Origin of the sequence: Streptomyces roseoverticillatus, assembly GCF_000719265.1 — a bacterium.
Lineage (GTDB): Bacteria > Actinomycetota > Actinomycetes > Streptomycetales > Streptomycetaceae > Streptomyces > Streptomyces roseoverticillatus.
Genome location: NZ_JOFL01000013.1, coordinates 191,636 through 205,872 on the forward strand (window position 1 = coordinate 191,636; position 14,237 = coordinate 205,872).

Consider the following 14,237-nt stretch of genomic DNA (forward strand, 5'->3'; position numbering starts at 1 on the left):
TTCAGCTAGACACACCGCTTCGGCTAGACGTACCGCTCGAGGATCGAGGACTCCGCCAGCCGCGACAGCCCCTCGCGGACCGAGCGTGCGCGGGCCTCGCCGACCCCGTCGACCGTCTGCAGGTCGTCCACGCTGGCGGCCAGCAGCTTCTGCAGCCCGCCGAAGTGGTCGACCAGCCGCTCTATGATCGCGCCCGGCAGGCGCGGCACCTTCGCCAGCAGGCGGTAGCCGCGCGGCGAGACCGCGGAGTCCAGCGTCTCCGGGGAGCCGCTGTAGCCCAGGGCGCGCGCCACGATGGGCAGTTCGAGCAGCTCGGGGTGGGTGAGGGCGTCCAGCTCGGAAAGGGCCTCGGAGACCGTACGGGTGCGCTTGGCGGTCGGCTCCGGGACGTAGTCCCGCACGACGAGGTCGCGCTCGGGCTCGACGCCGGCGATCAGCTCGTCCAGCTGCAGGGAGAGCAGGCGGCCGTCGGTGCCCAGCTCCACCACGTACTCCGCGATCTCCGTGGCGATGCGGCGGACCAGCTCCAGGCGCTGGCAGACCGCGGTCACGTCGCGGACCGTCACCAGATCCTCGATCTCCAGGGCGGAGAGGGTGCCCGCGACCTCGTCCAGCCGGAGCTTGTAGCGCTCCAGGGTGGCCAGGGCCTGGTTGGCCCGGGAGAGGATCGCGCCGGACTCCTCCAGCGTCCGCCGCTCACCGTCCACGTAGAGGGCGATCAGGCGCATCGACTGGCTGACCGACACCACGGGGAAGCCGCACTGGATGGAGACGCGCTGCGCTGTGCGGTGCCGGGTGCCGGTCTCCTCGGTGGGGATCGACGCGTCCGGCAGGAGCTGCACGCCCGCCCGCACGATCTTGGTGATGTCCTTGTCGAGGATCAGGGCGCCGTCCAGCTTGCACAGCTCGCGCAGGCGCGTGGCGCTGAACTCCACGTCCAGCACGAAACCGCCCGTGCACATGGACTCCACCGTCTTGTCCATGCCCAGGACGATCAGGCCGCCCGTATTGCCACGGAGGACGCGCTCCAGGCCGTCGCGCAAGGCCGTGCCGGGCGCGACGGCGCTCAGCGAGGCGCGCATCAGACCGTCGGCACCGGAGGAACCCCCGGCCTTGCCGGGGCCCGATGCCCGGTCGTTGGCTGCCACTGCACTCCTCCGGTCGCAAGGTCAACGGTGCCGCAACCCGCCCGGTTTTCCGTACGTACGGGCGAGACCAGGGCAAAGTCTACTGGCGTGTTCGGGCGCCCAGCCTATTAAAGAGGGCCTCTTCACGCTTGAACAGGGCCGACAGGGCTCTCCCCGGCCGGGGCGTCCGACCCGGCTCGGCGCCGGTTCTCCCGGGGTACCCGCTTGGGGAGCACTCGAAGCGCCTCGCCTATGTCGGCGACCTCCAGGACGCGCATGCCGCTCGGCACCTTCCCCGGATCGCCCGGCACCAGCGCGTGCGTGAAGCCCAGCCGGGCCGCCTCCGCCAGCCGCCGCTGCACCCCGGTGACCCGCCGGACCTCGCCGGCCAGGCCCACCTCGCCGATCGCCACCAGGTTCTTCGGCAGGGGGGTGTCGCTGGCGGCACTGGCCAGGGCCAGGGCGACCGCCAGGTCCGCCGCGGGCTCCGACAGCTTCACGCCGCCCACCGTCGCGCTGTAGATGTCCCGCTTGCCGAGCGCGCTGATCCTGCCCCGCTGCTCCAGCACCGCCAGCATCATCGACACCCGGGACGTCTCCAGACCGGACGTCGTGCGGCGGGGCGAGGGGATCTGCGAATCGACCGTCAGCGCCTGCACCTCGGCCACCAGCGGGCGGCGGCCCTCCAGCGTCACCGTCAGGCACGTGCCCGGAACGGGCTCGGCGCGGCGGGTGAGGAACAGGCCGCTCGGGTCGGCCAGCCCGGTGATGCCCTCGTCGTGCAGCTCGAAGCAGCCCACCTCGTCCGTGGCCCCGTAGCGGTTCTTCACGCCGCGCACCAGCCGCAGGCGCGCGTGCCGGTCGCCCTCGAAGCTCAGCACCACGTCGACCAGGTGCTCCAGCAGGCGCGGGCCCGCGATCGCACCGTCCTTGGTGACGTGACCGACCAGGAGCGTGGCCATGCCCCGCTCCTTGGAGGCCCGGATCAGCGCGCCCGCCACCTCGCGCACCTGCGCCATGCCGCCCGGAGCGCCGTCGATCTCCGGCGAGGCCACCGTCTGCACCGAATCCAGGATCAGCAGCGACGGCTTGACGGAGTCGAGGTGCCCGAGCACCGCGGCCAGATCCGTCTCGGCCGCCAGGTACAGGTGGTCGTCGATCGCGCCGATGCGGTCCGCCCGCAGGCGCACCTGGCTCGCCGACTCCTCACCCGTCACGTACAGCGTGCGGTGCTCCTCGGAGGCGGCCTTCGCCGCCACGTCCAGCAGGAGCGTCGACTTGCCGACGCCCGGCTCGCCCGCGATCAGCACCACCGCGCCGGGCACGAGCCCGCCGCCCAGGACGCGGTCCAGCTCATCCACGCCCGTGCTGCGCGCGGTGGCCTGCCGGCCGTCAACCTGGCCGATGGGCAGCGCGGCGGTGGACACGCGGCCGGGCGCGGTCGTCCGCACCGCGGGCGCGCCGAACTCCTCGACCGTGCCCCACGCCTGGCACTCGGGGCAGCGGCCGAGCCACTTCACCGTGGTCCAGCCGCACTCGGTGCAGCGGTAAGAGGGCCGGTCCTTGGCGGACGAGCGTGCGGTACGGGCAGCCATGCGAGTCACCGTAGCGGGCCCCACTGACAACCCGGCCCGCCCGGCCCCTTGCGACGGCCCTCCGCACGGCGGCCCTTTACCAGAACCCGGAAGCCGTCCCTTCGTGCTGTTCTTGCTGCCCGGAGCCCCTCTCCCCGGAAACACAGGAGGGACGGCGCAGCAGTGTCCCCATTTTGTGGGAGAACATCACCCGAATGGGTTAAACCTGGGTCGGCAGCGGCAGCAACGGCCCGTCACCCGCCTACCGTCGCCGGGATGATGACCAGGAGGCCAGAGCACCGCCCGCACGCCACCGGCGCGCATCGCGCACACCGCGGTGCGCCGCGCGAGGCCCGCGCGCCTCGGGACAATCAGACCGCTCGGCCGGGGTACGAGGCGGAGGCGGAGACGGAGGCCGTCCGTGTGGTGGAGACCGCCCCGGCCCCCGCCGCGCCCGGTCCGCACGCGACCCTCGCGCAACAGCCGCCCCTGAAGTACGACCCCCACCTCGACGGGCTCTTCACCTACTGCCTGTCCGTCCTCTGCGAGCACGACGCCGCGACCGCCGCCCTCGGAGAGGTCCTCGCCCTCGCCGAGAAGCGCGCCGACCGCGCCCCCGCCGACGAGGACCTGCGCCGCCCCTGGCTCTACGCCCTCGCCCGCTGGGCCTGTCTGCGCCGCCTCGTCGCCTCCGGCGCGGCCGCGGGGGAGGCGCCCGCCCCGCCCGACCCGCGCCGGCGGGCCGAGCTCGCCCTGCTCGCCTGGCCCGAGGCCGCCGGGACCACCGCCGAGCAGCGCGAAGCGCTCGAACTGGCCGTCCGGCACGGCCTCGCCGCCTCCGAGGTCGCCGCCGTCCTCGGCCTGGAGACCGATGCCGCGCGGGCCCTGCTGTCCTCCGCGGCCTGCGAGGTCGAGCGCACGCGCACGGCCCTGGCCGTCGTCGAGGCGGGCCGCTGCCCCGTCGTCGCCCGCTTCGCGGGCGACACGCAGGTGCTGCTCGGCGCGGCCCTGCGGCGCGAGCTCGTCCGGCACGTCGACGACTGCGCCGACTGCCGCCGCACCGCCGAGCGCGCCACCGCCGGGGAGCCCTGGCCCGGCACGGCCGCCTCCTCCGCCCCGCTGCCCGTCCTGGAAGCCTCCAGAGCCCGCGCGTACGCCGCGATGCTGTCCGCGGCGGGCGCGGGCGGCCGGCAGCGCGGGGCCCACGCGCCCGCCGTGCCGCGCTTCGACCGGCGCGGCTATCCCGTCGACCCCAAGGACCGCACGGCGCGGCGCGGCCGCCTGCGCAGCCGGGCCGTCACCACAACTGTCGTCGTCACCGTCGTCGCCGCGCCCGTGCTCGCCCTGTGGGCCGCGTGGCACGGCGCGCCGGAGACCGGGGAGTCGCGCCCGGAGGCCGCGGCCGTCTCCTCGAAGGAGACCGGCGGCGTCAGCGAACGCCCCTACCGGGGGCCCGGCCCCGCCCCGCGGCCCGTCGGCAGCAGCACGGGTACTGCGTCCGGGCGCCTGGTCACCGAGGTGTCGGTCGCGGTCATCGGCCCCGACGGCCGGCCCGTACCGCCCCCGCGGGCCGGCAGCGCCCCGCCGTCCCCGGCCGGCGGCCCCGCCGGGCTGCCCGCCCCCGGCGGCCCGGCCGCCCCGGGCGACCCGGCGCCCGGTCCCGGCCGGCTGACGGTCAGCGCCCAGCCCAGCGGCACCGCCACGATCGTCACGCTCACGGCGAGCGGCGGCCGGGCGGTGGTGTGGTCCATGACGGCCGACGCGCCCTGGCTGCGGCTGAGCAAGCCGGGCGGGGTGCTGCAGCCCGGGCAGACCACGACCGTCGTGGTCGAGATCGACGCGGAACGCGAGCCGGTGGGGCCGTGGCGGGCCCGGGTGGTCATCGCTCCGGGCGGCACGACGGTGACGATCGAGGGCCGCGGTCGCCCGGTCGTCTCCACCCCGGCGGCCACCCAGTCCCCACCGCCGCCGTCACCGAGCCCGGCGGGCCCCACCCCTGCGGGGTGAGCACGGCCCGCCGCGGCGGCGCCTCTCCAGGGGGCGGGCTGCTGCCCGGGCAGGTGCGGCTCTTTCGGCCGGGGCCGATTTCCTTCCGCCGCGGCGGTGTCACCACGAGGGTGGAGTCCGGCGGCGCCGGACCGGCGCCCCTCCAGGGGGCTGATACCCGGGCAGGTGCGGCTCTTTCGGCCGGGGCCGGTACTTCCTTCCGCCGCGGCGGTGCGTCACCACGACGGTGGAGCCCGGCGGCGCCGGACCGGCCGGAGGCGTACGCGGCACCGCCGGTCACCGCCGCGATGGCTGATCGCCGCTGCGGCGGTTTCGGCGGCACGGGGCCACAGCCGAGGCGGCGGTGCGCATTCCCGGCCGGACCGGGGTCCTATGCCGGGCCGGGGTCCTACGAGCGCGCCGCAGGCGACGGGTCCGCCGGATGCGGAGCCATCGGCAGCAGCGCGGCCAGCCGCTCCTCGCAGAGCTCGGCCAGCCGCTCGTAGCCCTCCTTGCCCATCATCTCCGTGAGCTCGGGCCGGTACGTGACGTAGACCGGGTCGCCGGCGCCGTGCGCGGACGTGGCCGACGTGCACCACCAGTGCAGGTCGTGGCCGCCCGGGCCCCAGCCCCGGCGGTCGTACTCCCCGATGGAGATCTGCAGCACGCGGGTGTCGTCCGGCCGGTCGATCCAGTCGTACGTGCGCCGCACCGGCAGCTGCCAGCAGACGTCCGGCTTGGTCTCCAGCGGCTCGCGGCCCTCCTTGAGGGCCAGGATGTGCAGGGAGCAGCCCGCGCCGCCCGCGAAGCCGGGCCGGTTCTGGAAGATGCAGGAGCCCTTCCAGCGGCGTGTCTGCCGGTCGCCGTCCTCGTCTGCTTGCGTCCAGCCGGAGTCCGTGCCCACGTCGTGGAACTGCCAGATGTCGGGCGTGAGCCGCGCCACGTGCCCGGCGACGCGCTTCTCGTCGTCCTCGTCGGAGAAGTGCGCGCCCAGGGTGCAGCAGCCGTCGTCGGCGCGCCCGGCCTGGATGCCCTGGCAGCCGCTGCCGAAGATGCACGTCCACCGGGAGGTCAGCCAGGTCAGGTCACAGCGGAAGACCTGTTCGTCGTCCGCCGGGTCGGGGAACTCGACCCAGGCGCGGGCGAAGTCGAGCCCGACCTCGTCGGAGCTGGAGTCGGAAACGGGCGCGATCTGCTGATCGCGCTTTTTGTCCGGCTTGCCTTGCCCGCCCTGCTTGCCCTGCTTGGCCTTCTTCGTCTTTGCCACCCCTCCAGCCTATGCGCCCCGGACAGCCGCAGTAGCGTTCAGGCCATGAGACTCGGTGTCCTCGACGTGGGTTCGAATACGGTCCATCTGCTCGTGGTGGACGCGCACCCGGGCGCGCGCCCCCTGCCCGCCCACTCCCACAAGGCCGAGCTGCGCCTCGCCCAGCTCCTCGACGAGGACGGCGCGATCAGCGACGCCGGGATAGACCGGCTGGTCGCCGTCCTGCAGGACGCCCTGCAGGCGGCCGAGGACAAGGGCTGCGAGGACGTCCTGCCGTTCGCGACGTCCGCCGTCCGCGAGGCCGCCAACGCGGACACGGTCCTGGCCCGGGTCCAGAAGGAGACGGGCCTCACACTGCCGGTCCTGACCGGCGAGGAGGAGGCGCGCCTGACCTTCCTGGCCGCCCGCCGATGGTTCGGCTGGTCGGCCGGAAAGCTGCTGGTGCTCGACATCGGCGGCGGCTCCCTGGAGATCGCCTTCGGCATGGACGAGGAACCGGACGCCGCCGCGTCCCTCCCGCTCGGCGCCGGCCGCCTCACCTCCGCGTGGCTGCCCGGCGACCCGCCCGACCCCACGGACGTACGCGCCCTGCGCCGCCACGTCCGCGCCCAGATCGCCCGCATCGTCGGCGACTTCGCGCGGCACGGCGCGCCGGACCACGTCGTCGCCACGTCCAAGACCTTCAAGCAGCTCGCCCGCATCGCGGGCGCCGCCCGCTCCACCGAGGGCCTGTACGTGCAGCGCGCCCTGACCCGCCGCGCCCTGGAGGACTGGGTGCCGCGGCTGGCCACGATGACCTCCGACCGGCGCGCCCAGCTGCCCGGCGTGTCGGAGGGCCGGGCGCACCAGCTGCTCGCGGGCGCCCTGGTGGCCGAGGGGACGATGGACCTGTTCGGCGTGGACGAGCTGGAGATCTGCCCGTGGGCGCTGCGCGAAGGCGTCATCCTGCGCAGGCTGGACCACCTGCCGGTGGCGCCGCAGGGCTGAACCCGCAGGGAGGGGAGCGCGGACCCGCCACATCGGAGGTACCCGCCCGCCGTACGAGAGGCGGTCGTACGCTGTCCTTCGTGACAGAGCCAGTGGTGCGCATCCCGGATGCGAAGGTCGCGCTGTCCACGGCCTCGGTCTACCCCGAGTCGACGGCGACGGCCTTCGAGATCGCCGCCCGCCTGGGCTACGACGGCGTCGAGGTCATGGTGTGGACCGACCCGGTCAGCCAGGACATCGAGGCGCTCCGCCGCCTGTCCGACTACCACCAGGTGCCTGTCCTCGCCGTGCACGCCCCCTGCCTGCTGATCACCCAGCGCGTCTGGTCGACCGACCCCTGGGTCAAGCTCCAGCGCGCCCGCGCGGCCGCCGAGAAGCTCGGCGCGAGCACGGTCGTCGTCCACCCGCCGTTCCGCTGGCAGCGCGGCTACGCCCGCGACTTCGTCCGCGGCATCTGGCGGATGGCCGAGGAGACCGACGTCCGCTTTGCGGTCGAGAACATGTACCCGTGGCGCTACCGCGACCGCGAGATGCTCGCCTACGCGCCCGACTGGGACGTCACCAAGGACGACTACCGCCACTTCACGGTCGACCTCTCGCACACCTCCACCGCCCGCACGGACGCCCTCGCGATGATCGACCGGATGGGCGACCGGCTCGCCCACATCCACCTCGCCGACGGCAACGGCTCCGCCAAGGACGAGCACCTCGTGCCCGGCCGCGGCAAGCAGCCCTGCGCCGAGGTGCTGGAGCGCCTCGCGACCCGCGGCTTCGACGGGCACGTGGTGATCGAGGTCAACACCCGCCGCGCCATGTCCGCGGCCGAGCGCGAGGCCGACCTCGCCGAGGCCCTCGCCTTCACCCGGCTCCACCTGGCCTCGCCCACCGGCGTGCCGCGGCCGTGACCGCCGCAGGCCCCGGCGGCGCCGGAACCCCCCGCAGACGCGGCCGCCCCGCCCGTACGGACGCGGGCAGCGGCCCCGGCGCCCGCGAGCGCATCCTCGCCGCCGCCCGCGCCGAGTTCGCCGCCCGCGGCTACGACCGCGCGTCCATCCGCGCCATCGCCAAGGGCGCGGACGTCGACCCGGCGCTCGTCCACCACTACTACGGCCCCAAGGAGCAGATCTTCGCGGCCGCGATCGAGACGGACTTCGCACCTGCACTCGAAGCGCCGGGCGTCATCCGGACCGGCGGCCCGGACACCCTGGGGGAGCGGCTCACCCGCTTCATCCTCGGCGTCTGGGAGGACCCGGCCACCCGCGAACAGCTCCTCGCGATCGTCCGCTCGGCCGTCGCCAACGAGACCGCCGCCGCGATCTTCCGCGACCTCGTCACCAGCAGGCTCATGACCCGCATTGCGGGCGAGCTCGACGTCCCCGACGCGGAGCTGCGCTCGGAGCTGGCCGCCGCCCACCTCGTCGGCGTCGCCATGCTGCGCTACGTGATCAAGGTCGAGCCGCTGGCGTCGGCTGACGTGGAGCGGGTGGTGGCGATGGTGGCGCCGGCGGTGCAGCGGCACCTCGCGGAGGACGGCGCGCAGACGACGTAAGAACGGACAAGAAGACGGACAAGAAGGCGTGAGAACTCGCAGACCCGCGTCTCACATGGCGGAGAAGCCGTCCGCCCCCTGGAGTACGGGCGTAGGCTCGAAAGACGCCGGTACGGCGTAGGTAGAGGCGTCGGCGCGACACGGCGGCGCCCACGCACTGCGAGGAGTGGAGCAGGATGCCCGAGCTGAGGTCCCGCACCGTCACCCACGGCCGCAACATGGCGGGCGCCCGCGCCCTCATGCGGGCCTCGGGCGTAGCGAGCGAGGACATCGGCAAGCCGATCATCGCGGTGGCCAACTCCTTCACCGAGTTCGTCCCGGGCCACACCCACCTCGCCCCGGTCGGCCGGATCGTCTCCGAGGCGATCAAGGCGGCCGGCGCCGTGCCCCGCGAGTTCAACACCATCGCCGTCGACGACGGCATCGCCATGGGCCACGCCGGCATGCTCTACTCGCTGCCCTCCCGTGACCTGATCGCCGACTCCGTCGAGTACATGGTCGAGGCCCACTGCGCCGACGCCCTGATCTGCATCTCCAACTGCGACAAGATCACCCCGGGCATGCTGATGGCCGCCATGCGCCTCAACATCCCCGTCGTCTTCGTCTCCGGCGGCCCCATGGAGGCCGGCCAGGCCACCCTCGTCGACGGCACGGTCCGCAAGCTCGACCTCATCAATGCCATCGTCGACGCGGTCAACGAGAACGTCTCCGACGAGGACGTGCTGCGCATCGAGGAGAACGCCTGCCCGACCTGCGGCTCCTGTTCCGGCATGTTCACCGCCAACTCCATGAACTGCCTCACCGAGGCCATCGGCCTCTCCCTGCCGGGCAACGGCACCGTCCTCGCCACGCACACCGCTCGCAAGGCCCTCTACGAGAACGCCGCCCGCACGGTCGTCGAGATCACCAAGCGCTACTACGAGGACGGCGACGAGTCCGTCCTGCCGCGCAACATCGCCACCCACGCCGCCTTCGACAACGCCATGGCCCTCGACATCGCCATGGGCGGCTCCACCAACACGATCCTCCACCTCCTCGCCGCCGCGCAGGAGGCCGGGCTCGACTACGACCTGAGCGACATCGACGCCGTCTCGCGCCGCGTCCCCTGCCTGGCCAAGGTCGCCCCCAACGTCGCCCCCGGCGGCACGTACTACATGGAGGACGTCCACCGGGCCGGCGGCATCCCCGCCATCCTCGGCGAGCTCTACCGCGCGGGCCTCCTCAACGAGGACGTGCACACCGTCCACTCGCCCGGCATCAAGGAGTGGCTGGAGGCCTGGGACGTCCGCGGCGGCTCGCCGACCCCCGAGGCCGTCGAGCTCTGGCACGCAGCCCCCGGCTGCGTCCGCTCCGCCACCGCCTTCTCGCAGTCCGAGCGCTGGGAGTCCCTGGACACCGACGCGGCCGGCGGCTGCATCCGCGACGCCGCCCACGCCTACTCCAAGGACGGCGGGCTGGCCGTCCTGAAGGGCAACCTCGCCGTCGACGGGTGCGTCGTGAAGACGGCGGGCGTCGACGAGTCGATCTGGACGTTCGAGGGCCCGGCCGTCGTCTGCGAGTCGCAGGAAGAGGCCGTCGACAAGATCCTCTCCAAGGTGATTAAGGAGGGCGACGTCGTCGTCATCCGCTACGAGGGCCCGCGCGGCGGCCCCGGCATGCAGGAGATGCTCTACCCGACGTCCTTCCTCAAGGGCCGCGGCCTCGGCAAGGCCTGCGCCCTCGTGACCGACGGCCGCTTCTCCGGCGGCACGTCGGGCCTGTCGATCGGCCACGCCTCGCCGGAGGCCGCCTCGGGCGGCACGATCGCGCTGGTGCAGGACGGCGACCGCATCCGCATCGACATCCCGAACCGCTCCATCGAACTCCTCGTGGAGGAGACCGAGCTCGACGCGCGGCGCGCGGCGCTGGGCGGCACGTACGCCCCGAAGAACCGCGAACGCAAGGTCTCGGCGGCGCTGCGCGCGTACGCGGCCATGGCCACGAGCGCGGACCGGGGCGCCGTGCGGGACGTCAGCCGCGTGGGCGCCTGACGGCGGGTCGGAGGCACGGGCCCCGTACGCAGCCGGTCGCTCGCCTCGGAGCGGATGCAAGGTGAGCCACAGCTACCTCGCATCCGCCGCGACGGCGCTCAGCCGAAACGGCGGTGACCGGCGGTGCCGAGCGGAGCACGGCCTCACCCCCTGGGCAGCGGGCTGAGCCGCACCCACTGCTCACTGCGGCAACGGCGCTCAGCCGACGTGGCGGTGCCGTGCGGAGCCCGGCCGGCGTCAGGTGAGCGCCGGTCGCGTCAACGCCAGCGGCCCGGATCGCCGGCGCTGACCGCGAAGACCGTCCCGTCGGGCGCCGTGCCGAAGACCTTCCCGTCCGCCGCGACGGGCGCGGGCGGCAGGTCGAGGTAGCCGCGCCCGGCGCGGGCCGGCCGCGGGGCCGTCTGGCCGAGGAGCGCGCCCTTCGCGGTGTCGACGGCCAGCAGCCGCCCGTCCGCCGCCGAGAAGTACACGCGGTCACCGTCGGCGGCGACCAGCGCGGACGCGTTCGCCACGGACGTGTCCAGCCGCCACGACTGCCTCTTCGGACCTACGGCAGTGAGTCCACCGTCGGTGGACAGCAGGTACACCGCATCGCCCCGCGCCACCGCACTCGCCACGTTGAGCGGCGCACCGAGCGGCACGCGCGTCTCCCGCCGCGCCCCCGGGTCGTAGCGGACGACGGCCGACACCCGGTTGTCCCGGTCGGGGGCCGTCAGGAACAGCGCACCGCCCGTCCCCGCGCCCACCGCCGTCAGGTCACCGTCGGCCGTCCGCTCCCACAGCGTCGTCCCGCGCTCCGGATCCAGCGCGAGGATCCGCGTCCGGTGCTGCCCCTGACCGGCCGGGGCCACGGCGTACACCGGCTGCCCCGGCCCGCCGGCACCCGTGCCGTAGAAGGAGAACACCGGCTTGGCGTGCCCCGGCAGTCCGAGCCCGTGCTGCCAGCGCTGCTCGTTCGTACCGCCGTCGACCGCCGTCACCGTCCCGTCCCCGGCGACCAGCAGCACGGTGTCCCCCGCGTGGTAGACCCGCCCGGGGTACGCGGAGACGTCCCGCGTCCAGCGCGGCTCACCCGTGGACGGATCCAAAGCCGACAGCTTCCGGCCGTCCGGCGACAGGACGTGGACGAGCCCGCCGGAAACGACGGGAGCGGGCACGGGACCCGTCTCGCCACCGCCGGGCGAGGCGGGTGCAGAGGCGGGGGCGGTCTTCCGCCAGGCGACGTTCCCACTGGAGGTTTGAATGCGTGCCGCCTGCAGACCGCGCGCGGAACAGTAGAGCGCTTCCCCTCCGTACGCACACGCTCCCGTCGCACCGTCCGGCACCGGCACCTCCCAGGGCCGCCAGTCCGCGGAGGCGACCGTCGGCCGCGTCTGCAACGGCTGCTCCGCGTCACCGCCGCGGCTCAGCGCCCACGTCCCGCCCGCCACCAGGGCCGCGGTCGCCACACCGGCGGAAACGAGCCACGGCATACGCCGCCGTCGTCGCCGGCGCGGGCCGGAGCCGGGCGCGGGAGCGGGAACGGCGGGGCGGGGGGCCTCCTCGGCGTGCTCCCGGGGAGGAGGAACGCGCACATGCGTGGGGACGGAATCGTCCAGGACAGCGGACTCGACCCGGCGCGCCCCGCCCTGCCGCAGCTCGCGCGGCAGCCGAGCCATGATCCCGTCCGGCGTCGGCCGCTGCTCCGGGTCCTTCGCCAGGCAGTCCTGGACCAGCGGTACGAGATCGGCCGGCACCCCCGTCAGATCGGGATCGGTGTGCACGACCTGGTACGCCACGATGTACGGGCTCTCGGACTCGAACGGCCCCCGCCCGGTCGCCGCGTGCACGAGGAGCGACGCCAGCGCGAACACGTCCGCCGCGGGCCCCACCTCCCGCGGCCGCTGGAACTGCTCGGGCGCCATGAAAGGCGGCGTCCCGATCAGCTTCCCCGTCTCGGTCCGCAGCTCGCTGTCGTACGGGCGCGAGATCCCGAAGTCGATGACCTTCGGGCCGTCCTCGGCCAGCAGTACGTTGCTCGGCTTGAGATCCCGGTGCACGACCCCGGCCCGGTGGATGTCCCGCAGCGCCTCCGCCAGCCCGGCCGCCAGGCGACGGACTTCCTCCGGCGCAAGAGGCCCGTTCCGCTTCACCCGCTCGGAAAGCGTGGGGCCGGGAATGTAGAGCGTCGCCATCCAAGGGCGCTCGCCATCGGGATCCGCGTCCACGACAGGAGCGGTGAATGCCCCGCTCACCCGCCGGGCGGCCGCGACCTCCTGCCGGAACCGGGCCCTGAACTCGGGGTCCACCGCATATTCGGCATGCACCACCTTGACCGCGAGCCGCAGCCCCGAAGCGGAACGCGCCAGATGCACCACACCCATGCCGCCGGAGCCGAGGCGCCCTTCCAGCCGGTACTCACCGGCATAACCCGGATCCTCCGCTTCCGGTCCCGTTCCGGCACTGCGCAGCGGCGGCATTCCCCCACCCCCGTTGTCTGTCGGCCGCCAAAAGCGCGGCGTCCGGAGCCTAATCGATGGCATCCGGCAATCCCGGGAGGCGTGCCGCGCCTTGCTAGCCTGCACATGACATCGCATGTCTTTGATCTACACAGCAGCGATCAACGCATCATTGATCGACGGTGAACACGCAAACGGGGGAGGGCCGCATGGCCACCAGCGAGATCAACGAGAACGCGAACGAGAACACGGCGGGCGAGAACATGAACGAGAACGAGTCCTCGACTCTGTCGGCCCGCGCGGCCGCCGCCACCGTCTACTACCCGGTGGCCCCCGGCCAGCAGATCAACGTGCGCCGCGGCCCGAACACCGGCAGCCAGATCGTCCGCGTCCTCCCCGAGGACTCCCGTGTCGCCATCCGCTGCCAGACCCGCGGCGAAACGATCACGGGCCCCTACGGCACCACCGACATCTGGGACAGCATCGCCCCCGGCCAGTACGTGTCGGACGCCTACGTGAAGACCGGCAGCGACGGCTTCGTGACGATCCGCTGCTCCTGACGGCGCACCGACTCCCGGCACGCCTCGGTCGACATGTCCGGTCGACATAATCGAGACATGAGCGACGAGCCGGGACCCCAGCCGGAACCCATCAGGTTCTACGGCACCACGTGGCTGAATCACGACGGCGGATACGGGCTGCGGCGAGCCGGCACCTGCATCGGTGCGCTGGCCGCGGCAGCAGCGGGAGCCCTGGTCCTGCGCTTCGGCTACGAGGGCCTGGCCATCGCCAAGGTCGGCGGCCTGGTCAACACCATGGTGGTCGTCGCCTTCGCGGTGTGCAGCGCCCTGGCCTTCCGCCGCACCTGGGAACGCTTCGGCCGCCGCCCCGACCCCGCGGCCGACCCGCACGCCGAGCGGTCGATGCAGAGCCTGATGGTGATCGGCTTCATCGGCGCCCTCCTCGCCTACGCCCTGCGCACGTTCAAGGAGGCACCGGGCGAGGAGCTCCACCGACGGGAGTACAAGGAGGCCGTCGCGCGGTACGAGCGGCGGACCGAGCGGAAGGGCAAGGGCAGGCGCAAGCGGTAGGCGCCGGCACCCGGCCCGGGGCGGCCGAGGGGACCGAGGGGGGTGGCAATGAGGCCCCGAAACCTCGTGTAGTGTTCTCCGAGTTGCCACGGGGTCCGCAAGGACAACGGGGCGGCGATCGAGCCGCACCGGCGGCACTCACCACTGCACGGCCCCTGAACGGGATGAATTTCGGCGTGCCGGAATTC

At 73.7% G+C, this 14,237-nt stretch carries 11 protein-coding genes; 7 read left to right on the forward strand and 4 right to left on the reverse strand.

Annotation, left to right across the window (positions count from 1 at the left end; all coding sequences use genetic code 11):
- Window positions 1-23 precede the first annotated feature (23 nt).
- Both disA and radA read right to left on the reverse strand, forming a co-directional pair.
- On the reverse strand, window positions 24-1,148 hold the full coding sequence (gene disA / locus IF61_RS0117895) for a DNA integrity scanning diadenylate cyclase DisA (protein ID WP_030367421.1): 1,125 nt from the start codon (window positions 1,146-1,148) through the stop codon (window positions 24-26).
- A 122-nt stretch (window positions 1,149-1,270) separates the two neighbouring features.
- Window positions 1,271-2,722 (reverse strand): DNA repair protein RadA, encoded by a 1,452-nt coding sequence (gene radA / locus IF61_RS0117900; RefSeq protein WP_030367422.1) that lies wholly within the window; start codon window positions 2,720-2,722, stop codon window positions 1,271-1,273.
- Between the two features lie 402 nt (window positions 2,723-3,124).
- Between radA and IF61_RS0117905 the strand changes: the two genes are divergently transcribed.
- Window positions 3,125-4,708: a BACON domain-containing protein gene (locus IF61_RS0117905; protein WP_342668003.1), complete on the forward strand. Its 1,584-nt coding sequence runs from the start codon at window positions 3,125-3,127 to the stop codon at window positions 4,706-4,708.
- Window positions 4,709-5,096: 388 nt separating this feature from the next.
- Here the strand turns inward: IF61_RS0117905 and IF61_RS0117910 are convergent, their stop codons facing one another.
- Window positions 5,097-5,954 (reverse strand): DUF3109 family protein, encoded by an 858-nt coding sequence (locus tag IF61_RS0117910; RefSeq protein WP_030367424.1) that lies wholly within the window; start codon window positions 5,952-5,954, stop codon window positions 5,097-5,099.
- 45 nt (window positions 5,955-5,999) lie between these two features.
- Here IF61_RS0117910 and IF61_RS0117915 point away from each other — a divergent pair, with 45 nt between their 5' ends.
- The 4 genes from IF61_RS0117915 to ilvD all read left to right on the forward strand — a co-directional run bounded on the left by IF61_RS0117915 (window position 6,000) and on the right by ilvD (window position 10,520).
- Window positions 6,000-6,941: a Ppx/GppA family phosphatase gene (locus tag IF61_RS0117915; RefSeq protein WP_030367425.1), complete on the forward strand. Its 942-nt coding sequence runs from the start codon at window positions 6,000-6,002 to the stop codon at window positions 6,939-6,941.
- 80 nt (window positions 6,942-7,021) lie between these two features.
- Entirely contained in the window at window positions 7,022-7,846 is an 825-nt protein-coding gene (locus IF61_RS0117920; RefSeq protein ID WP_211264891.1) for a sugar phosphate isomerase/epimerase family protein, read from the forward strand.
- Window positions 7,843-8,490 carry a TetR/AcrR family transcriptional regulator gene (locus tag IF61_RS0117925; protein ID WP_030367427.1) on the forward strand — a complete coding sequence of 216 codons (648 nt, stop codon included), beginning with the start codon at window positions 7,843-7,845 and terminating at the stop codon, window positions 8,488-8,490. The genes IF61_RS0117920 and IF61_RS0117925 overlap by 4 nt, the downstream gene beginning before the upstream one ends.
- Before the next feature lie 176 nt (window positions 8,491-8,666).
- Entirely contained in the window at window positions 8,667-10,520 is a 1,854-nt protein-coding gene (gene ilvD / locus IF61_RS0117930) for a dihydroxy-acid dehydratase (RefSeq protein WP_030367428.1), read from the forward strand.
- Window positions 10,521-10,777: 257 nt separating this feature from the next.
- Here the strand turns inward: ilvD and IF61_RS0117935 are convergent, their stop codons facing one another.
- Window positions 10,778-12,979, reverse strand: a complete 2,202-nt coding sequence (locus IF61_RS0117935) for a protein kinase domain-containing protein (protein ID WP_030367429.1) — start codon at window positions 12,977-12,979, stop codon at window positions 10,778-10,780.
- Window positions 12,980-13,167: 188 nt separating this feature from the next.
- Here IF61_RS0117935 and IF61_RS0117940 point away from each other — a divergent pair, with 188 nt between their 5' ends.
- Both IF61_RS0117940 and IF61_RS0117945 read left to right on the forward strand, forming a co-directional pair.
- Window positions 13,168-13,518: an SH3 domain-containing protein gene (locus IF61_RS0117940; RefSeq protein WP_397945291.1), complete on the forward strand. Its 351-nt coding sequence runs from the start codon at window positions 13,168-13,170 to the stop codon at window positions 13,516-13,518.
- 57 nt (window positions 13,519-13,575) lie between these two features.
- Window positions 13,576-14,049 carry a hypothetical protein gene (locus IF61_RS0117945; protein WP_030367431.1) on the forward strand — a complete coding sequence of 158 codons (474 nt, stop codon included), beginning with the start codon at window positions 13,576-13,578 and terminating at the stop codon, window positions 14,047-14,049.
- Window positions 14,050-14,237 lie beyond the last annotated feature (188 nt).

What these genes read in the sequence shown, in the direction of transcription:
- ilvD (WP_030367428.1), top strand. Translation starts at nt 8,667, where the DNA reads ATGCCCGAGCTGAGGTCCCGCACCGTCACCCACGGCCGCAACATGGCG.
- radA (WP_030367422.1), bottom strand. Translation starts at nt 2,722, where the DNA reads ATGGCTGCCCGTACCGCACGCTCGTCCGCCAAGGACCGGCCCTCTTAC.
- IF61_RS0117935 (WP_030367429.1), bottom strand. Translation starts at nt 12,979, where the DNA reads ATGCCGCCGCTGCGCAGTGCCGGAACGGGACCGGAAGCGGAGGATCCG.
- IF61_RS0117915 (WP_030367425.1), top strand. Translation starts at nt 6,000, where the DNA reads ATGAGACTCGGTGTCCTCGACGTGGGTTCGAATACGGTCCATCTGCTC.
- IF61_RS0117940 (WP_397945291.1), top strand. Translation starts at nt 13,168, where the DNA reads ATGGCCACCAGCGAGATCAACGAGAACGCGAACGAGAACACGGCGGGC.
- IF61_RS0117945 (WP_030367431.1), top strand. Translation starts at nt 13,576, where the DNA reads ATGAGCGACGAGCCGGGACCCCAGCCGGAACCCATCAGGTTCTACGGC.